At 65.9% G+C, this 21,090-nt stretch carries 19 protein-coding genes and 2 riboswitches; of the genes, 2 read left to right on the forward strand and 17 right to left on the reverse strand.

Annotation, left to right across the window (positions count from 1 at the left end; genetic code table 11):
- The 17 genes from ACTJJX_RS33205 to ACTJJX_RS33285 form a co-directional block, all read right to left on the reverse strand.
- On the reverse strand, positions 1-867 hold the full coding sequence (locus tag ACTJJX_RS33205; protein WP_023082660.1) for an ABC transporter permease: 867 nt from the start codon (positions 865-867) through the stop codon (positions 1-3).
- Positions 864-1,673, reverse strand: a complete 810-nt coding sequence (locus ACTJJX_RS33210) for a hypothetical protein (RefSeq protein WP_023082661.1) — start codon at positions 1,671-1,673, stop codon at positions 864-866. The genes ACTJJX_RS33205 and ACTJJX_RS33210 overlap by 4 nt, the downstream gene beginning before the upstream one ends.
- A 49-nt stretch (positions 1,674-1,722) precedes the next feature.
- A complete protein-coding gene (locus ACTJJX_RS33215) occupies positions 1,723-2,382 on the reverse strand; it encodes a cysteine hydrolase family protein (RefSeq protein ID WP_023082662.1) in 660 nt (219 codons plus the stop codon).
- The gene (locus tag ACTJJX_RS33220; protein WP_013982704.1) at positions 2,379-3,140 is read right to left on the reverse strand and encodes a creatininase; all 762 of its coding nucleotides are present in this window, start codon (positions 3,138-3,140) and stop codon (positions 2,379-2,381) included. The genes ACTJJX_RS33215 and ACTJJX_RS33220 overlap by 4 nt, the downstream gene beginning before the upstream one ends.
- Positions 3,137-4,021 carry a DMT family transporter gene (locus ACTJJX_RS33225; RefSeq protein WP_023082663.1) on the reverse strand — a complete coding sequence of 295 codons (885 nt, stop codon included), beginning with the start codon at positions 4,019-4,021 and terminating at the stop codon, positions 3,137-3,139. The genes ACTJJX_RS33220 and ACTJJX_RS33225 overlap by 4 nt, the downstream gene beginning before the upstream one ends.
- Positions 4,018-4,773, reverse strand: coding sequence for an SDR family NAD(P)-dependent oxidoreductase (locus tag ACTJJX_RS33230; protein WP_023082664.1), 756 nt, complete (start codon positions 4,771-4,773; stop codon positions 4,018-4,020). The genes ACTJJX_RS33225 and ACTJJX_RS33230 overlap by 4 nt, the downstream gene beginning before the upstream one ends.
- On the reverse strand, positions 4,773-5,561 hold the full coding sequence (locus ACTJJX_RS33235; protein WP_023082665.1) for an SDR family NAD(P)-dependent oxidoreductase: 789 nt from the start codon (positions 5,559-5,561) through the stop codon (positions 4,773-4,775). The genes ACTJJX_RS33230 and ACTJJX_RS33235 overlap by 1 nt, the downstream gene beginning before the upstream one ends.
- 1 nt (position 5,562) lies before the next feature.
- Positions 5,563-6,585: a fatty acid desaturase family protein gene (locus tag ACTJJX_RS33240; RefSeq protein WP_023082666.1), complete on the reverse strand. Its 1,023-nt coding sequence runs from the start codon at positions 6,583-6,585 to the stop codon at positions 5,563-5,565.
- A 45-nt stretch (positions 6,586-6,630) separates the two neighbouring features.
- Complete coding sequence (locus tag ACTJJX_RS33245; protein ID WP_020306334.1) at positions 6,631-7,632, reverse strand: ABC transporter substrate-binding protein; 1,002 nt, start codon at positions 7,630-7,632, stop codon at positions 6,631-6,633.
- 48 nt (positions 7,633-7,680) lie between these two features.
- Positions 7,681-7,783: riboswitch (guanidine-I (ykkC/yxkD leader) on the reverse strand.
- Between the two features lie 298 nt (positions 7,784-8,081).
- On the reverse strand, positions 8,082-9,053 hold the full coding sequence (locus tag ACTJJX_RS33250) for an aldo/keto reductase (protein WP_023082667.1): 972 nt from the start codon (positions 9,051-9,053) through the stop codon (positions 8,082-8,084).
- 132 nt (positions 9,054-9,185) lie between these two features.
- Complete coding sequence (atzF, locus tag ACTJJX_RS33255; RefSeq protein WP_023082668.1) at positions 9,186-10,988, reverse strand: allophanate hydrolase; 1,803 nt, start codon at positions 10,986-10,988, stop codon at positions 9,186-9,188.
- A gap of 129 nt (positions 10,989-11,117) precedes the next feature.
- Entirely contained in the window at positions 11,118-14,717 is a 3,600-nt protein-coding gene (gene uca / locus ACTJJX_RS33260) for an urea carboxylase (RefSeq protein WP_023082669.1), read from the reverse strand.
- A 158-nt stretch (positions 14,718-14,875) separates the two neighbouring features.
- Positions 14,876-15,511 carry an urea amidolyase associated protein UAAP2 gene (locus ACTJJX_RS33265; RefSeq protein ID WP_011913149.1) on the reverse strand — a complete coding sequence of 212 codons (636 nt, stop codon included), beginning with the start codon at positions 15,509-15,511 and terminating at the stop codon, positions 14,876-14,878.
- Positions 15,512-15,524: 13 nt separating this feature from the next.
- Entirely contained in the window at positions 15,525-16,253 is a 729-nt protein-coding gene (locus ACTJJX_RS33270; protein WP_023082670.1) for an urea amidolyase associated protein UAAP1, read from the reverse strand.
- A gap of 1 nt (position 16,254) precedes the next feature.
- The gene (locus ACTJJX_RS33275) at positions 16,255-17,142 is read right to left on the reverse strand and encodes an ABC transporter ATP-binding protein (RefSeq protein ID WP_023082671.1); all 888 of its coding nucleotides are present in this window, start codon (positions 17,140-17,142) and stop codon (positions 16,255-16,257) included.
- Positions 17,139-17,954 (reverse strand): ABC transporter permease, encoded by an 816-nt coding sequence (locus tag ACTJJX_RS33280; protein ID WP_023082672.1) that lies wholly within the window; start codon positions 17,952-17,954, stop codon positions 17,139-17,141. Before ACTJJX_RS33280 ends, ACTJJX_RS33275 begins: the two co-directional genes overlap by 4 nt.
- Positions 17,955-18,085: 131 nt before the next feature.
- Positions 18,086-18,183: riboswitch (guanidine-I (ykkC/yxkD leader) on the reverse strand.
- A gap of 112 nt (positions 18,184-18,295) precedes the next feature.
- Positions 18,296-19,000 (reverse strand): hypothetical protein, encoded by a 705-nt coding sequence (locus ACTJJX_RS33285; RefSeq protein ID WP_124082403.1) that lies wholly within the window; start codon positions 18,998-19,000, stop codon positions 18,296-18,298.
- Between the two features lie 93 nt (positions 19,001-19,093).
- On the opposite strand from ACTJJX_RS33285, the gene ACTJJX_RS33290 reads away from it, so the two are divergent.
- Together ACTJJX_RS33290 and ACTJJX_RS33295 are read left to right on the forward strand one after the other, a co-directional pair.
- Positions 19,094-19,438, forward strand: a complete 345-nt coding sequence (locus ACTJJX_RS33290) for a hypothetical protein (RefSeq protein ID WP_023082674.1) — start codon at positions 19,094-19,096, stop codon at positions 19,436-19,438.
- Between the two features lie 139 nt (positions 19,439-19,577).
- On the forward strand, positions 19,578-20,849 hold the full coding sequence (locus ACTJJX_RS33295) for an IS4-like element ISPa1635 family transposase (RefSeq protein ID WP_004423958.1): 1,272 nt from the start codon (positions 19,578-19,580) through the stop codon (positions 20,847-20,849).
- The last annotated feature ends 241 nt before the right edge of the window (positions 20,850-21,090 follow it).

Here is a 21,090-nt window from a genome sequence, read left to right on the forward strand (position 1 = left end):
TCATTTCCTCATCCAGGGAAAGGCGCGGCGGTGCAACCAGCGGAAGGCCTGATCGGTGATCAGGCCGATGAGACCGATCAACAGGATGCCGGCGAAGATCTTGTCGGTGTGCATGTAGCGCTGCGCCTTGAGGATGGCGTAGCCGAGGCCGGAGTTGGCCGCGACCAGTTCGGCTACCACCAGGTAGGTCCAGGCCCAGCCACAGGTGATGCGCAGGGTGTCGAGCAGCGCAGGCTTGGCCGACGGCAGGATCACCAGCTTGACGATCTCGCTGCGGTTGGCGCCCATGGTCTGCGCCGCCTCGATCTGCGCCATGGGTACGCGGCGCACATCCTCGGCGACCATCAGCACCATCTGGAAAAAGGTGCCGATGAAGATGATCAGTACCTTGGAGCCTTCGTCGATGCCGACCCAGAGCATCACCAGCGGAATGAAGGCCACGGCCGGCATATAGCGGATGAAGTCGGTAAGCGGTTCGAGAAAGGCCTGCACTGGCCGGTACGTGCCGATGTACAGCCCCAGCGGCAGGGCGATCAGTGCCGAGGCGCCGAAGCCGGCCATGACCCGCCAGACGCTGATGCCGATGTCTCCCAGCAGCCCCTCGCTGGTCCACCAGCGGCCGATGCGCTCGAGCACTGCGCCGGGGCTGGGCATGAACATCGGGTCGGCCAGGCCGAGGGCGGTCCACAGCCACCAGACGACGAAGGGCAGGCTCAGCCCGGCGCCGGTGAGCAGCCAGGCGTTGCGCCGCGAGAGTTCGCCGCGAATACGCCAGAAACTGCCTTTGCGCACCACCGGTTCGGCCTGTACGGCGGGTGCTGTGGTGTGTCGTTGTTGAGCGGAGGGAATGCTGATCTGTGCGGTCATGCGGGGACCTTCTCTGTAGCGGTGGGCACATCCAGTTCGACGCGTTGCCAGCCGCCGGCCGCCGGATAACGGCCCAGCGCGGCGAGGTCCGCGGCGGGCAGACTGGCGGGGTCGGCGAAGTTCCAGTAGCTCGACAGCAGAGCGTCGCCGACGCGGCCGGGCAGCGTCGAATGGGTGATCTGCCAGGGCGTGGCGCCGTTGCGGTGGCGGCCGAAGGACAGCTCGCAGGCCAGCAGCTGCGGCCACAACGCGGGCTCGACGGCGGCCAGCTGTTCACGCAGATGCCCCGAGCTGGCCGGCAGCAGAATCGGCCGCTCGGCGGCGAACAGGAAGTAGTCGCCCGCTACCAGCAGGCAGGCCTGGCGGGCTGGCTGCTCCGACGCGCGCAGCCAGATCCCCCAGTTTCGCCCCTGCGATTCCGGCAGGCGCTGCCAGATTTCGTGATAGCTGCCGTCCAGTCCGTCTTCCAGCAGCCGTTCCGGGGTCTCGAAGCGCATCAGGCCGATATCCGCAGGCCCGCCCGGCGGCTGGAAGTCGATCAGGCGATGCCACTGGCAGATATCGCCGTTGACCTCGGTGATGCCGGCAAAGCCGGCCTGTTCACTCAGCGCCAACTGCTGGGCATGGCTGCAGGTTTCAAGCGAAGCTGCCGGTGCCACGGGTTGACCCCCCGGCAGACGCAGGTCGGCGTGCAGGCAGGCGGTCTGCAGCCAGTAGACTTCGCTGGTTTCGTCGCGCAGGCCGGCCGTGGTGGTCAGCAGGCGGCGGCGCCAGACGCCGAGATAGGCATCGGGAACGGTTTTCATGGGTAATGCTCCGCAAATGACGTGCTTCGGGCGCGATCAGGCTGGGGGGTCATGGCGATCCCTCCAGTTGGCTCAGCAGCCGATGGCTGTCGATCACGCTGCCGAACAGGCCGCCTTCCACCTCGATCATCGCCAGCGCAGCCGCATGCAGTTGCGGGTCGGCCGAGGCGCAGGCGTCGCGGACGGTCAGGCAGTCGAAGCCAAGGTCGATGGCCTGGCGCAGCGTCGAGGCCACGCAGACCTCGGTGGTCACGCCGGTCAGGATCAGCCGCTCGATGCCGCGGCGGCGCAGGATCAGTTCGAGATCGGTATGGGCGAAGGCGCTGTAGCCCGGCTTGTCGATCACCGGCTCGCCGGCGCGCGGTTGCAGCTCGTCGATCAGGTCATGGCCGAATTCGCCGCGCACCAGCAGGCGGCCGAGGGGGCCAGGGCTGCCGATGGCAGCGCCGGTGGCCTGGGCGCGGCGGCGTTTGGGCTCGGGCAGGTCGGAAAGATCCGGTCGATGGCCTTCACGGGTGTGCACCACCAGCATGCCCACGCCGCGCGCGCAATCCAGCAGCGCCTGGATCGCCGCGATCGGTGCGCGCAGGCGGCTGACGTCCATTCCGGCCTGGTCGGCGTATCCACCCAGCGCGCAGAAGTCGCGCTGCATGTCGATCACCAGCAGCGCCGTGTGCTCGAGGAGCAGCGGATGCGTCGTCAGGCTCACAGCGCAAACTCCTTGCACACCGCGGCGGCGATGCCTTCGACGATGTCGTGGGCCAGCCGCTGGCCTTTCGCCGCGCTGGAGCCTCTGGCCGAGGACAGCACCCCGGAGGGCGGCACCCATTCGGTACGGGTGGGGTACATGTCGTAGGGCGGAAAGTCGGCCGGGGCGTCGTCGGGAATCTTCTCCAGCGCGACCAGTTGCGGATGGAAATGCAGCATCAGCGAGGTCTCGATCACCGCGGCATGCTCCAGCGCGAAACCGGGGAAGCCTTCCGGGAAGATGTCGGTCAGGGTCTGCTCGTGGCAGAAATCCCAATGCTCCAGGCGCATTACCTCCAGCCCGGCGTCCGGCCCGAGGTCGCGCAGCGCCAGCTGGATGCCCTCGGCGACGAACCACTGGTTCTCGTAATGGCCGAGCACCAGCACCAGGCGGCGCACACCGTGGCGATGGAACTCACGCACCGCGTCGCGCACCAGGGCGCTCAAGGTCGCGCCATCCAGGCTGGTGGTGCCGCAGAAGTGCTGGCCGCCGCCGCATTTCGGTTGCGACTTGTAGCCGTATGACAGCGCCGGTGCCACCAGTCCGCCGACTCGTGCCGCCACGTCCGCGCTGATGGCACTGGCCAGTAGCGCGTCGGTGCCCAGCGGCAGGTGCGGGCCATGTTGCTCGGTGGCGCCGCAGGGCAAAAAGACCACGGCGCCTTCGCGCACGCGGCGTTCGTAATCGACCCAGCTCAGTTGATCCATGTGCACGGTCATGCGCAGGTGCTCCTTGTCGCGATTGAAAGGGGACGTTCCGGCCAGCCGGCGATCAGCGCGGCGGTGGTGATCAGGGCGGCGCCGAGCCATTCGTTCGGGCCGATGGCGTGGCTGCCGAACCAGGCGGACGACAGCACCGCGGCGATCAGCTCGAACACCACCAGCACCGCGGCGCGGCCGGCTTCCAGATGAGTCAGGCCGTACTGCACGGCGGCCATGCTGACCAGCCAGCCGAGGGCGAGCAGGGCGATCTGCCAGCTCAGGGTCAGATCCAGGGGCGGAAGTGGCTGGCGCAGCAGCAGGCAGAACAGCCCTCCGAGCAGCGCGCTGCCGATGAAACTGACCAGCGCCTTGCTCGCCAGTGGCACCCGGTCGGCGGCGCGAGTGGCGAGGTTGTTGAGGCTGAAGGCGAGGCCGGCGGAAAGCGCCAGCCAGTCGTTCGCGCCGGGTGCGTCCAGCGCTTCGCTCGTGACGCCGAGGGTCAGGCCGATGCCGAGCATCGCCAGCCCCAGGGCGAACAGCCGCGTGCCGCTGAGGCGTTCGCCCAGCAGCAGCCAGCCGCCGACCATCGCCCAGACTGGCGCCAGGTAGAACAGCAGCATCACCCGTACCACGTTGCCCTCGGCCAGGGCGGTAACCAGGGCGGCGGTGGCCCAGCCACCGCACAGGCCCATGGTGAGCACCTGGCGATACTGGCTCGCCCACTGGCGGCGCTGCTGCCAGAGCACCAGCAACGCCAGCAGGCTGAGCAGTGAATAGGTCAGCAGCACCAGCGGCATGCCGGCCAGGCCGCGGGCCGCGAAGAACTGCAGCGGCAGCCAGCCCAGCCCCCACATGATGGCGCCGCCGATCAGCATGCCCTGTGGCATCAGGCTGTTCATGCGCCCATCCAGGAGCCGCCGTTGGGCCCGAGCAGCTGTCCGGTGAAATAGCTCGCCTGCGGCGAAAGCAGGAAGACGATGGCCGCCGCGACTTCCTCCGGCGTGCCCAGGCGCGCCATGGGGATCGCCAGCTCCTTGGCCATCCACTCGTCGCTCATGTGCTCCGGGCTGACCATCGCCGTGGCGATGGGGCCGGGTGCGACGCCATTGATGCGGATGCCGTCTGCAGCGAACTCGCGGGCCAGTGAGCGGGTCAGGCCGATCACCCCGGCCTTGGCCGTGCAGTAGGCGACGTACTGTTCGCGGCCGAGAAATCCGAGGTCCGAGGCGACATTGACGATGGCGCCGCTGCGCCGCGGCTGCATCTGTGCCAGTGCATGGCGGCAGCAGCGGTAGACGCCGGCGAGGTCGACGCCCAGTACCCTTGCCCAGTCCGCCTCGCTGGTTTCGAGAAAGGGCTTTTCCAGGATCACCCCGGCGTTATTGACCAGCAGATCCAGCGGTCCCTGTGCCTCGATGGTCTCGAACATCGCCGCCACCGCAACCGGATCGCTGACATCGGCCTCGATGGCCCAGGCGCAGCCGCCGCTGGCGATGATCTGCTCGACCACTCGTTCCGCCAGGTCGTGTTGATCCCGATGATTGATCCAGACCCGCGCGCCTTCGGCGGCCAGCGCGAGTGCGGTGGCACGGCCGATGCCGGTCGCTGCGCCGGTGACCAGAGCGGTCAGCCCGGTAAAGATGGCAGCCATCAGTGCATCACCTCGCCGTGGCTGACCGACAGCGCCTGGCCGGTCAGGGCGGCGGCCAGCGGTGAGCCGAGGAACAGGAAGGTGCCGCTTAGATCGGCCGGTGTCAGCAGCTCCGGAATGGCCTGGTTGGCGAGTATCGCCGCGAGCTCGGCGCTGTCGCTGCGGCCGTTGGCGTCCGCCATCACCTTCAGCGAGCGCATGGCCGCATCGGTGCCGATCCAGCCGGGGCACACCGCGTTCACCCGAATGCGTCGCGGGCCCAGCTCCCAGGCCAGCGAGCGGGTCAGGCCGACCACCGCGTGCTTGCTGGCGACATAGGCGGAAAAGCCCGGCACGCCTTTCAGTCCCCAGATGGAGGCCTGGTTGATCACGCTGGCGCCGGCGCGCAGGCGTGGCAGCAATGCGCGGGTCAGGCGCTGCATGGAACCGACGTTGTTCTCCAGCAGGGCCGACCAGCGCTGATCGGCCTCGAAGCTGCACTCGCCCAGCGGCGTGGCGTACTCGACGCCGGCGTTGTTGATCAGCACATCGGCGTTGAGGCCGCGGCAGGCGAGGTCATCGGCGTACTGCTGCACCGCCTGCCGATCACCCAGGTCCAGTGCGGTGCAGTGCAGCAGCGTCTCGCCAGCGAGTTCGTCGGCGAGCCGGGCGAGGGCGTCGGCGTCACGGTCCAGCAGCTCCAGGGTGGCGCCGGCAGCGGCGAAGCTCTGCGCCAGGCCCCGGCCGATGCCCCCGGCGGCGCCAGTGATGACCACGCAACGGCCTCGGTAATCCAGTGCCTTGTGCATGTCACACCGCCGTCAGGAACGAGACGCCCACGGCGCCGTAGAAGTTGTCGGCCTTGTTCGGCCCTTCGCTGACCACCCCGTAGTCATCGTCCAGCACGCGACGTACGCGGTAGCGGTGGAAGCTGCCGAGCAGCTTGCGCATCGGGATGACCTGGTTGTAGGTGCTGCCGTACAGCTCGGCGTGCAGCTTGGGCAGGCGATACCAGGGCGCCACCGGCTTCTCGTGGTGGGCGTTGTGGAAGGAAAAGTTGAGCAGCAGCAGGTTCAGCGCCGGCCAGCGCTCGGAAACCACGTTGCTGTAGGTGTTCTGCTGCTCGTAGCTGCGGTCGCGGCGCTTGTCCTCCGGCAGCTTGCCACCGTCCTCCAGCACGGCGAAGGCCTCGTAGGTGTGCTGATAGGCATCGGCGAAACGCAGCACGCTGAGCATGATCATCCAGGCCACGGCGTAGAGCAGCAAGGCCTTCAGCGAGAGCACCGCGAGCCCGGCAAAGAGCAGTGTGCGAATGGCCAGCACCGCGGCGACCTTGCCGCGCCGGGCGCGGTGCTTGTCGTTGTCGGTGATGAAGGGAAGGGCGATCACATAGAAATGCATGATCAGCTCCACCGCCGGCACATAGGCCCATTCCAGCGCCAGCACCAGCTTCTGGAACCACAGCGGGCGTGCCTTGAGGAAGGCCTTGCTGTCGAAGGTGATCACGTCGGCGCGGTCGACGTGGTGGCGCATGTGCTTCTTGCGCAGGTCCTGGAACTCGGCGTAGCAGCTGCCGCACAGCCAGCTGCAGACATTGCCGGCCCATTCGTTGTGCTTGGGCACGCTGAAGATGGCGCCGTGGGCGAATTCGTGGATCAGGTAGGCGGCGATGATCATGCCGTGGGCCAGCAGCAGCGTGCCCAGCGCGTTCAGCCAGCCGTTACCGGCGAACAGCAGAGCCAGGCCGCCGCCGTAGGCGAGCGCGGTATAGAGGATCGCCAGCGTGTTGGGCAGGCGGCCATCGGCGTAACGGTACAGAGGTTTGGCAGTCATGGTTTTTCTCCAGCACAGGCGGGCCGCGGCCCGCCCGGCGTCGGCTTACTGGGCGAGCGCTTCGGTGAACTGGGCGTCGTAGGTCTGGCTGAAATCCGGGATGGTCGGGATCTGCCCGTTGTCCTTGAGCAGCTTGGCGATGATCGCGCCGCTGCCATGGAAGGAATGGGTGTCGTCGCCTGGGGTGAAGCTCTTGCCCATCTCCGCAAGGGGGATGTTGTAGGCGCCGGCCATCTGCTCGACGGCTTCCTCGGCGCTGACGCCGAGCACGTCGCCGATGATCTTCGCCGACTCCTCAGGGTGCGCCTGCATGTAGGCCAGGCCGTCGAGATAGCCCTGGATCATCGCCTTGATGGCGGCAGGCTTCTTGGCGATCACCGCCTCGTCGAAGACCAGCACATCGGTGATCAGCCCCGGTGCGTCCTTGGACGAATAGACCACCTTGAATTTGTCGCCGCCGCCCATGGAGAGGATCTGCGAGACGTTGGGCTCGTAGGTCACGCCGACCGGCAGGTTGCCCGAGGCCATGGCGCCGGGGATGCCTTCCGGAGTCATGTTGACGGCGTTGATGTCCTTGTCGCTCATGCCGTTCTGCTGCAGCGCGTAGGCCAGCAGGAAGTCGGAGGGCGACAGCGGGTTGAAGCCGACCTTCTTGCCCTTGAAGTCGGCGATGGACTGGATCGACGCGTCGGCAACGATGGCGTCACCGCCGTTGGAGAAGTCGATGGGCATCACCACGCGGTGCTTCAAGCCCTTGGCGACCGAGGCCACTACCTGATCGTAGGTGAGCATGCCACCGTCCAGCGCGCGGCTCACCATGGCGGTGGGGATCAGCGCCGGGTCGTTGAAGAACTGCAGGTCCACGTCCAGGCCGTGGGGCTTGAACAGGTCGAGCTTGTCGGCGACGTAGAAGGGGCCATAGCCGGCCCAGACCACGGTGCCGATCTTCAGCTTCTCGGCGGCCTGGCTGGCCAGCGGTGAAAACAACGTCGCGACGGCCAGGCCGGCGGCGAGGAGGGTCTTGTTCAGCGAGCGCAGTGTGGACATGGCGTGATTTCCCTACACATTGGAATGACAGGCACGGGATGACATCGCGTCTCCCGGGCTTTTATCCCTCCGTGTAGTCCCGTCCCTGGGACCGGAGAACTCTCGGACCAGCGCCCACTCCCTGTGAGCCGGAACCCTAGTTCTCCTTGAAGTTGCTCCTGATTGTGCCAAGCGTCATGAGTGCCGGAGGCGACTCATCCCGTGCAAGGGGGACAGAGCAGGTTGCGTGCCAGATGCGATGGCTGGCAGCGAACTCGTGGAGTTTCAATGAGTTGCAGCCAGCGCCGGAGCCAACACGGGTGGCGCGCCCGGCACGGCGCTGCTCATTAATGGGGAGGCTTGCTCCGCGATAGTGCGGATGGCGCAGCTGACGACACCGTTCCGGCCCGACCGCCACCACGGGCCAGGCGGCGCATGGGGGCGGTCAGCCCGTTACGGCTTGGCAGGGGTCAGATCGGCACCGGCGCATCCTCGCGCAGCAGGCCGTCTTGCTTGAGGGTCTGCCAGAACTCCCGGGGCACCTGGGCGTTGAAGTCTTCCATGTACTGCCGGGGACGCTCGGGATTGGCCGTGCCCGGGATGACCGAGGCGACCACCGGGTTGGCCAGGCAGAAATGCAGGGCGGCGGCCCGCAGATCGACGCCGCAGTGCTCGGCAGCGGCCTTGAGCTGCTCCCTGCGCTGGGCGACCTGTGGTGGGATCTGGTCGTACTCATAGTGATCGCCACCGGCCAGGACGCCGGAGTTGAACGGCCCGCCAACGACGACGCCAACGTCGCGTGCCTGGCAGGTCGGGAACAGGGTGTCCAGCGCCTCGTCGTGCTCCAGCAGCGAGTAGCGGCCGGCCAGCAGGAACACGTTCGGGTCGCTCTGCTCCAGAGCCAGGCGGCATGGCTCCACCAGGTTGACCCCCAGGCCCCAGCCGCGAATCACGCCTTCATCGCGCAGCTGGGTCAGCGCCTTCGCCGCGCCGTTCATGGCCTGCTGGAAGTACTCGCGCCATTGCGGGCCCCATTGGTCTTCGGAAACGTCGTGGATGAACACCACATCGAGGCGATCGACGCCCATGCGCTCCAGGCTGTCCTCGATGGAGCGGCGTGCGCCGTCGGCCGAATAATCCGGCACACGCTTGTTGGGCAGCTCGTCGACGAAGGGCTTGGCGTTTTCCGGCTGGCTGGCCGGCTGCAGCAGGCGCCCGACCTTGGTGCTCAGGACGTACTCGTCACGCGGCTTGCCACTCAGCAGGCGCCCGAAGCGCTGCTCGGCGAGGCCCGCGCCGTAGTGCGGCGACACGTCGTAATAGCGAAAGCCGGCGTCCCAGGCGGCATTGAGGGTGGCGTCGGCGGTTTCTTCGCTGAGCGGATGGAACATGTTGCCCAGCGGTGCGCCGCCGAGACCGATGCGTGGCAGGGTGATACGCATGGAGTCCTCCTTCGGATGCAGATGGTGCCGACCGGAGTCGGCGTGGCTCTGCATCGGAGGTCGGCCCGGCGCTGGATGTTCCGACAATGCGACGGGATGGCCGCAGTGCAACCCCGTCGCTCCTCGTCTGCCTCAGCTGCGACGCTTCAGATAGGTGCGCCAGCCGCCAAGTTCGGTGATGTCCTGGGCGCCGTCCAGGCCGTAGGGCTCGCAGATGAAGCCTGTTTCCCAGCGGCCGTCGGCGAGCTGCACCTTGCCCAGGCCGAGCGGTGCCGGAATGCCGGTGAGAAAGGAGCCGAGCTCCTGGTTCGGCAGCTCCCAGACTTCAACCTCGACGGCCGCTCCGCCTTCGGCGACGCGAACCATGCCCGGGCGCAGCGGTGGCCCGCCGGCCAGGGCGTAGAGCTTGTAGTCCGGCGAGCTGCGGGTGGTTTCCAGCAGCCGTCCGCCACGCTGCCTGAGTTGCCAGTTCAGCGGCAGGCCGTCCAGGTGCGCTCCGCAGACCACCAGGCGGGCGCGGTCGTTGCGGGCCGGATTCCGGGGCGGCGGGGTAATGAGCGCGTTACCGCCGATCAACTTCAGCCCTGTCTGATGCTGCAGCGCATCGGCCAGGCTCAGCAGGTACTGGTCGGTGAACACCCGGCCGAACAGCGTCACGCCCCAGGGCAGGCCGTTGTGCATGGTGGCGGCCGGCACCGCGACAGCGGCGTAGTCGAGCATGTTCATGAAGTTGGTGTAGTAGCCCAGGTCCGAATTGCGCTTGACCGGCTCGGCGTGAAGTTCGGCGAGCGTCACTGGGCGCGGGTAGGCGGGCGTCAGCACACAATCGACCTCGGCCATGGTGCGGTCGCAGACGGCCTTGAGTTGCTGCAGGCGGTATTGCGCCTGGAACAGCTGCACGGCGGTTGTACCGGGGGCTTTCTCCAGAACGGCTTTTATTACCGGCAGCACGGCGTCGGGCTGCTGCTCGATCAGCGCGCCCGCCACGCTGTAGCGTTCGGCCACCCAGGGGCCTTCGTAGAGCAGGCGTGCAGCTTCGAGGAAGGGGGCGAAGTCCACTTCCACCGGCTCGCCGCCGAGGGCTTTCAGCTGTTCGATGGTGGCGGCGAACAACGCCGCGCTTTCCGCGCAGCCGAGAAATTCCAGGTGCTGGGGTATGCCGAAGCGGAAGGTCTTGATCTGGCCGAAGGCCGAGCCGTCATTACACAGCGGGTTGCTGCGGCTGTACTCGTCGCGCGGATCGAGCCTGGTGGTGAGCGCCAGCAGCTGACTGGCTTCGGCCGCTGTGGCCGTGAAGAAGGTCACGCAGTCCAGCGTACGGCAGGCCGGGACAACGCCGGCGGTGGAGATCAGCCCTTTGCTCGCTTTCAGGCCCACCAGGTTGTTCAGCGCCGCCGGCACCCGGCCGGAACCGGCGGTATCGGTGCCCAGCGCGAAGGAACAGAGCCCGAGCGCAACGGCTAGCGAGGAGCCAGCGCTGGAGCCGCCGGAGGGGTAGTCCGGGTGCACCGAGTTGCGGCATTCGCCGTAGGGCGAGCGGGTGCCGTTGAGGCCGGTGGCGAACTGGTCGAGGTTGGTCTTGCCCAGCGGCACTGCGCCGAGGGCGATCAACTGATCGACGACGGTGGCGCTGGTCTCCGGTGTGTAGGCATACGCGGGACAGGCGGCGGTGGTGGGCACGCCTGCGAGATCGATATTGTCCTTGATGGCGAAGGGCACGCCGTAGAGCGGCAGCTCGGCGGGCGTCTTGCTCTCCAGCGTGGCCAGGTATGGCTCAAGTTCCTCGGCGCTCAGCAGGTGGATAAAGGCGTTGAACTCGCCGTTGAGCGCGGCGGCCTTGTCACGCAGGCCGAGGATCAGCTGGCGCGGGGTGATGTCCCCGGCGGTGTAGGCGGCGCTCAGGGTGGCGAGGCGCAGGTCGAATGTCGTGGTCATCTCATGTCCCTCGTAAGGTGAAAACGGCGAAGCCTTTTCCACCGCGATGTTCGTTGCCGGCCCGCTGGGCCGGTGGGTGGATCGATAAAGCGCGATCCACCCTACGGTTGCTTCGGGTGCCGAGGGGCCTCACGCCTCCTCGATCACCACCACCCGCTGGCCAGCGCGCACCGGCGACCCTGGCTGGGCGCGGACTTCCTTGACCACGCCGGCGACCGGCGCGGTGAGCGGGATTTCCATCTTCATGCTCTCGAGGATCACCAGCACGTCGCCGGCATCGACCCGCGTGCCCTCGGCCACCGACACCTGCCAGAGGTTGCCGGCGATGTGGCTCTCGATGCCGAGCTGGCCGGCGCCGAGCGGGGCGTCCTCGCCGAGGTCTGCGGCGACTTCCTCGCTCTCGAAGTGCGCCTGGCCCGATTCGATCCAGCGCTGGCGCTCGGCGTCGAAGGCGCCGCGCTGCTGGCGGCGGAAGGCGTCGATGCTGTCGGCCTCGGCGGCAAGAAAGTCCTGGTAGTCGGACAGGCGCAGCTCGGTGTTCTCGATCTTCAGCGGGTAGCGGCCGAGCGGAAAATCGCGGCGGATTCTCGACAGCTCCTCGGCCGAGACCGGGTAGAAGCGGATCTGGTCGAAGAAGCGCAACAGCCACGGCTGGCCGCCGAACGCCTCGACCGCGCGGTAGCGGTTCCACATCTGCAGGGTGCGGCCGACGAACTGGTAGCCGCCCGGGCCTTCCATGCCGTAGATGCACATGTAGGCGCCGCCGATGCCCACCGAGTTCTCCGCGGTCCAGGTGCGCGCCGGGTTGTACTTGGTGGTGACCAGGCGGTGGCGCGGGTCCAGCGGAGTGGCCACCGGCGCACCGAGATACACGTCGCCGAGGCCCATCACCAAGTAGCTGGCGTCGAACACCGTGCGGTACACCGCGTCGAGGTTGGGCAGGTCGTTGATGCGGCGGATGAACTCCAGGTTGCTCGGGCACCAGGGCGCGTCCTTGCGCACCGTGGTCATGTACTTCTCGATGGCCAACTGGCAGGCCGGGTCGTCCCAGGACAGCGGCAGGTGGACGATGCGCGAGGGCACCTTCAGATCCTGCGCGGCGCACACGGCATCCCACAGGCCGGCGACGATCTCCAAGAGATCCTCCAGCGCCAGGGTCTCGGGCTGGTAGTGCACCTGCAGGGAGCGGATGCCGGGGGTCAGGTCGATCACCCCATCGAGCTGCTTGGCTTCGAGGGCCTGCATCAGTGCATGACCACGGAAGCGCAGCACCAGGTCCAGCTCCGGCGCGCCGATTTCCAGCAACAGGTGGGTGTCGCCGGAGAGGCGGGCGACCAGGCGGCTGTCCGCTTCACCGATATCCAGCACGATGGGCGACTGCAGAGCTACCGGCGTGGCGACCACTGCCGCCGGCGCGAGGCTGGCGCACTCGGCATCGGCGGCCTTGGCCAGCTGGCGTGCGGTCAGCACATCCACCGGGACGAAGCGCACCTTGTCGCCGGCCTTGAGCTGGCCGAGCTGCCACAGATCTGCCTCGATGATGGTCACCGGGCAGACGAAGCCGCCCAGGCTCGGGCCGTCCGGGCCGAGGATCACCGGCATATCGCCGGTGAAATCGACCGCGCCGATGGCGTAGGGGTTGTCGTGGATGTTCGACGGGTGCAGGCCGGCCTCGCCGCCGCTCTCGCGCACCCACTCGGGTTTCGGGCCGATCAGGCGCACCCCGGTGCGGCTGGAGTTGAAGTGCACTTCCCAGTCGGTGGCGAAGAAGCGCGCGATGTAGCCCTCGGTGAAGTATTCCGGCGCGCCGTGCGGGCCGTAGATCACCCGCAGCTCGCGCACCGCCGGCAGGGCGCTGCACAGCTCGGCGGCGAGCCTGGCGCCGGCCGACGAGTCGCTCAGCGGTGCCAGGTGCAGCACGTCGCCGGCACGCAGGGCGCGGCCACCGTGGCCGCCGAACTGGCCGAGGGTAAAGGTGCTCTTGCTGCCCAGATACTCCGGCACCTGCACGCCGCCGCGCACGGCCAGGTAGGAGCGGGCACCGGCGCCGGTGATGGTGCCGATGGTCAGGGTGCTGCCGGCCGGGACGAAAATGGCGGTGCACATCGGCTGCGCGACGTCATCGAGCTTCACGGGGATCTCGGCGCCAGTCAGCGCCACCACCGCATCGGTATTGAAGCGCAGGATCGGTCCGCTCATGGTGATTTCCAGCCCGGCGGCGTCCTCGGGGTTGTCCAACAGGGCGTTGCCCAGGCGCAGCGCGCGGCTGTCCATCGGGCCGGACGGCGGCACGCCCACCGCCCAGTAGCCGAGGCGACCGGGGAAGTCCTGCACGGTGGTCTGGGTGCCGGCGCTGATGACCTCGAAGGTGTTGGCCTTGTAGCTGAGGCCCTTCAGACAACGGGTCCAGGGGTTGCCGCTGGCGAATGGGGTGAAGGCAAGAATCTGGCGCAGATAATCGCGGTTGGTTTCCACGCCGTAGATCAGGGTGTCGCCGAGGGCGGCGTCCAGCGCGGCGCGGGCCGCTTCGCGGCTCGGCGCCCAGCTGATGACCTTGGCGATCATCGGGTCGAAATACGGCGGGATCTCGCAGCCGGCTTCGACCCAGGTGTCGATGCGCAGGCTCTTGCCGTCGGCGGCCGGGAAGGCCACGGCGGTCAACAGGCCCGGGCTCGGCTGGAAGTCCCGGCCCGGGTCCTCGGCGTAGACGCGCGCCTGGATCGAGTGGCCGCTGGGCTTGAGACCCTTCACCAGCTCGACCAAAGGCGGCAGGTCGCCGGCGGCCAGCTCGATCATCCAGCGCACCAGATCCACGCCCCAGACCTGCTCGGTGACGCCGTGCTCCACCTGCAGGCGGGTGTTCACCTCGAGGAAGTAGAAGCGCTGGGCTTCGGCGTCGTAGACGAACTCGACGGTGCCGGCGCTGCGGTAACTGACCGCCTTGGCCAGGGTGATTGCCGCCTCGCACAGGGCCTCGGCCATGCCGGTCGGCAGGTTCGGCGCCGGGGTTTCCTCCAGCACCTTCTGGTTGCGCCGCTGCACCGAGCAGTCGCGCACGCCCAGGGCGATGACGTCGCCGGCGCCGTCGCCGAACACCTGTACCTCCAGGTGGCGGGCACGCTCGATGTACTTCTCGATGAACACGCCCGAATCGCTGAAGTTGTTCTGCCCCAGGCGCTTGACCGCGTCGAAGGCATCAGTGAGCTCCGCCGCCGTGCGGCACACGCGCATGCCGATACCACCACCACCGGCGGTGCTTTTCAGCATCACCGGGTAGCCGACCTGCTCGGCTGCGCCGAGGGCATCGGCGAGGCTGTCGAGCAGCTCGGTGCCCTCCAGCATCGGTACGCCGCGTTGTTTGGCCAAGGCGCGGGCGGTGTGCTTGAGGCCAAACACCCGCAGCTGTTCCGGCGTCGGGCCGACGAAGGCGATCCCGGCGGCCTCGCAGGCTTCGGCAAACGCCGCGTTCTCGGAGAGGAATCCGTAGCCGGGGTGGATGGCTTTCGCGCCGGTTTCACGGGCGATGCGGAGAATCTTCTCCACGTCCAGATAGGTCTGCGTGGCCGGGCCTTCGCCCAGGCTGTGGGCCTCGTCGGCCTGCTGCAGATGCAGGCTGGCGGCGTCGGCCTCGGAGTAGACGGCCACGCCGTTCACATTCAGGTTGCGCAGCGTACGCAGGATGCGGCAGGCAATGGCGCCGCGGTTGGCGATCAGCAGTTTGTCGAACATGGTCAGTAACCCTCGAAGGGCTGGCGGGCCGTCCCGCCTTTATTCATCAGTGCCACGGCCGTCCGTGGTTGGGGAGGGTTTCTTCGTTGCCGGCCGCTCGGGTCGCTGCCCGGCGCGCGCCTGCAGCAACGGCAGCAGGTAGCGACGCAACAGCGGCATCAGTTCCACACCAGCACCTCGGCCGGCGTCGGGTTCCAGCCGTTGCAGGGGTTGTTCAGCTGCGGGCAGTTGGAGATCAGCACGATCACGTCCTGCTCGGCCTTGAGCTCCACATACTTGCCTGGCGCGGAGATGCCGTCGGCGAAGGTCAGGCCGCCTTCGGGGGTCACCGGCACGTTCATGAAGAAGTTGATGTTGGCGCCAATGTCGCGTTTGGTCAGGCGACCGTCGTTGAGGCTCGCGCGCAGGAAGTTGTCACGGCAGCTGTGCATGTAGCGCTTGTCCAGCGCGTAGCGCACCACGTTGCTCTCCTGGGCGCAGGCCCCGCCGAGGGTGTCATGGCGGCCGCAGGTGTCGGCGGTGATGGTCAGAAGCGGATTGCCGAGGTTCGAATAGAGCACCGTGCCGGTGGTGAGGTAGACGCGGTTCTGCCGGCGCAGAGTGCGCTGCGGGTCGTAGCGCTCGCGCGGGTTTTTCGCGCTGAAGAACAGCGTGTCCACCGCCTGGTTGCCTTCGAGATCGAGCAGGCGCAGGGTCTGTCCGGCCTTGACTTCGAACAGGTACGGTTCGCCGGCCGGGATCACATGGCGGAACGCGGCGGTTTCGGGGTGCAGGCTGCTTTCGGTAAGGCTCATCACGGCCACCTCCTCAGATGTACAGGCGTTCGGTGTTGTGAAAGGCACGACCGTTTTCCGGGCGCGAGGTGCGGCAGAGCACGCTGATGCCGTCGCTGGCCACCTGATGCCAGGACAGCTTGACCGGCCTGGGCGCGTACACCGGGTTCGGGTCCAGCGGATGCTGCAGGGCGGTGAGGATCACCAGGGTGTCCATCGGTGCGTACAGTTCCAGGTAGTCGCCGGCCTGGGAGTTGCCGCTATGGAAGGCGAAGGCACCGTCGGCGGTGACGTCCACCCGACTGAACAGATTGAGCACCATGAGCAGGTCCTGCAGGTTCAGGTTCCACTTGCCCATTTCCACCAGCAGGTTGTCGGTGCCATTGCGGAAGAAGCCATTGCGCAGTTCCTGATAGCGGCCCTGGCCGTACTTCTCCATGACTTCATCGGCGTTCAGCACGCCGCCGAAGCTGTCGTGCCAGCCGCAGGTGTCGGCCGTGATGGCGGCGAGTACGCGCCCCATGTCCGAGTACAGGCAATGCCCGGCGGTGAGCTTGGCGGTGTGCTGGCCCTTGAGGGTATCCGGCAGGTTCAGCCGCTCGCTCTTCTCCTGGGCGTTGAGCAGCATCAGGCTGACGTTGGCGCCGCCTTCGAGATCGGTCAGACGCAGCAGTTGGCCCCGCTTGAGGATGAAGGAGGTGTGGCCGCCGCCAGGAACGGTTTCCTCGTACAGCGTGGGGCGGATCGCGAGTGAAGCACTCATGTCAGGCTCCTTGATAGGCAGTGCGAAAAGAGTCGGCGAGGGCGGTCGGCATGCCTGCGGACGCGCCGGGAGCATGGCGGCCCTCGTGCAGCGGAATGTCGTAGGTCACCCGTGCGCCATAGGCACCCGGGGCGTGGGGATCGATGCGCGGTTTGTCGAAGACCAGGATGCGGCTGCCGAGGGTGAAGCCTTCCGAGAGGTCATGGGTGACCATGAACACCGTCAGCCGGGTTTCCCGCCACAGCTCCAGCAGCAGCTCATGCATGTCCTTGCGAATGCCGGGGTCGAGGGCGCCGAAGGGCTCGTCCAGCAACAGCACGCGGGGCTTCATCACCAGCGCCTGGGCGATGGCCAGTCGCTGTTGCATGCCGCCGGAGAGCTGTGCCGGGTACTTGTCCAGCGCATGGCCGAGGCCGACCTTGTGCAGCATCTGCGCAGCCTGCTCACGGGCATCGCGCTTGCGGCGTCCGAGCAGACGACCCAGCAGCGGGGCGCGCGGGAGTTCCAGGCCGAGGGCGACGTTGTCCAGCACCGTCAGGTGCGGAAATACCGAGTAGCGCTGAAAGACCACGCCGCGACTGGCGTCCGGTTCGTCTGCCAATGGCTGGCCATCCAGCAGGATCTCGCCACGGCTGGGCGCTTCCTGGCCGAGCAGCAGCCGCAGGAAGGTCGACTTGCCGCAACCGGAGGCACCGACCAGGGTGCAGAACTCACCTTCGGCAATCTTCAGGTTCAGGCGCTCCAGCACCACCTGGTCGCCATACTGCTGCCAGACATTCCTGACCTGGATGAACGGTCTGGCATCGCCTGCGCTGCGGCTTATAGATGCGTCGTGCTCCAGGTGGGCGACGGATCCGCCCGCAACGGCTGCGCTCTTTCTGTCGCTCATGCCTTGGCTCCTTCATACCAGGGGAACAGCAGCTGGGTCAGGCGCCGCAGCGAGAAATCCATGGCCCACGCCAGCAGGGTGATCCAGGCGACGTAGGGCAGGATCACGTCCATGGCCATGTAGCGGCGTACGAGGAAGATGCGGTAGCCGAGCCCATCCGTGGAGGCAATGGCTTCGGCAGCGATGAGGAACAGCCAGGCCGAGCCGAGCACCAGGCGCAGGCTGATGAGCAGGCGTGGCAGTAGCTGCGGCAACACCAGGCGCAGGATCAGCGTCCAGGTGTTGGCGCCGAGGGTCTGCGCCTTGATCAGCAGTTCGCGGGGTATCTCGCGAGCACGCTGCTCGAGGTCGCGGGCGAGGATCGGGGTGATGCCGATGACGATCAGCATCACCTTGGACAGCTCGCCCAGCCCGAACACGATAAACAGGATCGGCAGGATCGCCAGCGGTGGCACCATCGACAGCACGGTCAGCAGAGGCGACAGAGGCGCACCGAACAGCGGCAGGGTGCCAGCGGCGACGCCCAGGCAGAGGCCGGCCACGGCGGCGATGGCCAGCCCGCTACCGAGGCGCTTGAGACTCGAGGCGGTGTCCTGCCAGAACAGGTAGTCGCCCGAGCGTTTGTCCGGGGTGAAGGCGAGGCGTTCGACAGCCGCGCTCATCTGGTCGAAGCTGGGCAGGAGCTTGTCGTTGGGATTGATTTCCAGGCGCTGGGTAGAGCTGGTCAGGTACAGCGCCAGCATCAGGGCGAAGGGCAGTATGGCCAGAGCAAGCCAGCCGCTGCGGCTCGGCGTTCGATTGATCAGGCGCATGGACAGGTGCCCCGGTTTGCGACAGCTGCTAGAACGGGCAGGGTGGTGAACGGCAGAGCCGATACGAGCGGGCACATGGCAAACCCTCCAGTGTTTGGGGATGGCGCAGGAGCTGCGTGCGGATCACGCTGTTCTCCCGGGCTTTTATCCCGCCGTGTAACCTCACTGGAGGTCGCCAACTCTCGGACCAGCCACTCGCGAGCGAGTCGGAACCCTAGTCGGCTATTTCGAATTGTCGCAGCAGCTTCGCCTGCAGGATCGACAAAGCAAGAGCGGTGCCAAGGCGCGATTGACAGGTGTCAGCGGCTTTTGCGCTGGACCAAGGCTGGCGAGACGCCCCTTCATGGGGCATGAGCACGGGGTGCTGCCTGTATTTCGGGCAGGCCGCGCCGCGTTGTGGTGCACGCGGCGCGGGGAGTAACCGTATCGCGGTACGGCCACAGGCTTTTACCGATAGCGTTACCCTGCTGCCAGCGCTCCAGCGTGCGCTCGTCCAGATCTACGTGATTGGCAAGCCGCTCTAACAATTTTTGTGCAGAAAGTGAGCTTTGTTGTTGTGCAGCGATAAGCCAGGTGGCAAAGGGGGAATCCCACCACTGCCGAATATCTAGCAACGGTAACTCTTGATGCACGCGACGAACAAAGCCTGAAATCTCAGGGATCACCAGCATCCTAAAGATGGCAGGTCGCGCACGATCCTGAATCATCCCGGTGGTATCTGCCTTTCGCGCCAGTGAGCGCAGCAGGTTGCTGTGCCTATTCCAGGCGGACTCGGCCAGATTGCTCCAGTCCGCCCCAGCATCGTCCCGAATGGTCCGTAGCCATTGAGCTTGACAGTTCTCCAATAAGTCGAAGTTGCTGCCCGAGCGCTCTTCGAGGGCTAGGTGATCAAGATCTCGACCAAATCCTTTACCTTCCAGGCAAGGGCGGTAGCCGGTAGCCGTTAGCAATGACCGGAATACTTTGCTGGGGGTAGGCAAAACCGCCAAATCATTCATTGCATTTCCTTGCGATGGCGCCTCTTCCACCTGTCGGGTGGTCGGCATTTACACCGATCTTTGGTGGGTTTGGTATCGCTTGGGTTTATCTGAACCTTTGCAATCCTGAGTCGCATAGTCCAATCCCTTCCAGGAGGTGTTATGCGCCATTCGACCGTTACCTGCCATTGCTGCGGAAAAATCATGGTGCCACGCACGACGTATAGCCGAGGTCTGCTGGGGTATTCGCCTACCAGCAGTCATTGCCCGTTCTGTCTGAGCGATAATTGGCACGGTGGCAATCCGAGCTTGCATGAACGCATTTTCTGGCTAATGGGGTTCGGCTTGGGAGTTCTTGCATGCGTCATGGTGGGTGCTTTGTTGTTCAAGCTGCAATGGCTGGCTGGTATCGAAGGTGTATATCCATGGCTCACCCTACTGACTAATGCTGTTGCGATCTGGGCTGGCTATCGCTTCTATGCCTGGTTTTTGGCAGAAGAGGACTGAGGGCACGATTTCGTGCCAATGTCATCAACTTTGGAAATTATCCATAAATATCATATAATTAGCGCTCAAATCAGTGCATGGGAGAAGCCCTTTTGACTACCTATACCGCATCGCTTGACACCGCCAGCCAAACCCTGGCTTGAAAATTGTACAAAAAATAACCAGCCCGCTCGATTGTCCCGCCTTCATCGCCGCCCACCGCCAGAATCCTCAAGACTTTACCCGCCGACGCCAGCTCACCTTCAAGAACCTCGTCCTGTTCCTGCTCAATCAGCCGCGCACGGCCCTGCAAACCGAACTCGATCAGTTCTATCGCGTACTCAATCAGGCGTCGACTGAGACGCAAATGGTCACTGCGCAGGCCTTCTGCAAAGCGCGCAAAAAGCTCAACCCCGAGGTATTTGAAAGTCTCAATCGCCTCCTGCAGCAACAAATTGACTGCTTCGGGCTGCGTCAGAAGTGGCGTGGGCTGAGGGTGCTCGCGGTGGATGGCTCGACCGTGCATTTACCCCTGGAGTCGACCATGGCGACCTTCTTTGGCAGTCACTCTGGCTTTCCCATGGCTCGCTTGTCCACACTCTACGAAGTCGCTGACGGTCAAACCTTGCATAGCCTGATCGTGCCCCTGACAGTCGGTGAGCGCGACTGTGCCCATCTGCACCTTGAGCACCTGCCGGCTGACAGCCTGACGCTGTTTGACCGTGGTTACCCTGGGCACTGGTTATTCGCGCTGTTCGCGCAGCAACAGCGGCACTTTCTGATGCGCCTGCCCTGTGGCTATAACGCCCAGGTCAAAGCGTTTCTACACTCTGGCCAAGTTGAAGACACACAGCTTTTCGTGGCCAACCATCCTGAAGCACGTCTGTTCTGCTCCGAGGCTGGCGTTGATCCTGCCAGCCAGATCGAGCTGAGACTGATCCGGGTCGAGTTGGCCAACGGCGAAAGCGAAGTATTGCTGACCTCGCTGCTGGATCGAGAAGCCTTTCCCGCTGAGGTGTTTGCCGAGCTTTACCACCGCCGCTGGGGCATCGAAACCGACTTCCGTCGCCTCAAACAAACCCTGACGCTGGACAACTTCAGCGGCCGCAGCGTGACCGCTGTAAAGCAGGACTTTCATGCCGCTCAACTGTTGAAGAACCTGGCGCTGTTGATGCAGCACCTGCTACAGCCGGTCATCGAACAGCGCCACAAAGGTCGCAAGCTGCGATGGAAAGTCAACTTCACCCAAGGCGTGTCACGGCTCAAAAATACCCTGGTCGAGCTGCTGGTGCGGCACTGTGCTCAGGGGCTGAGCAATGTGCTGGCCTTGATGGCTAAAAGCCTCAGTGCCGTACGCTCAGGCCGTAGCTTTGCGCGCCAACGCAAACGCGCAGCCAGCCGAGGTTGTGAGGGCTACAAACCGACGCGCTGAAGAAACACCACCGCCCAACCTCCGTGCAAAAAAAGCTGGCCACAAGCGGTCGGCATAGGCTCGTCCGGAGGACGAGAAATCTCGCCTAGACAGCCGGAACAGACGATGATCACATCACCGCCAGCCCAGCTAGACCGCCTGATTGAGCGGCAGAGGCCTGGTCATCGCCCGACGGCCATGGCGGCTGGCTGCTTCGGGGGGCTTGCCTTGGGCAGGGCTGCAGCTTAGGTTGATGACATTG

This window comes from Pseudomonas sp. 22490, from assembly GCF_052044465.1.
In the GTDB taxonomy this organism is placed as follows: domain Bacteria; phylum Pseudomonadota; class Gammaproteobacteria; order Pseudomonadales; family Pseudomonadaceae; genus Pseudomonas; species Pseudomonas aeruginosa.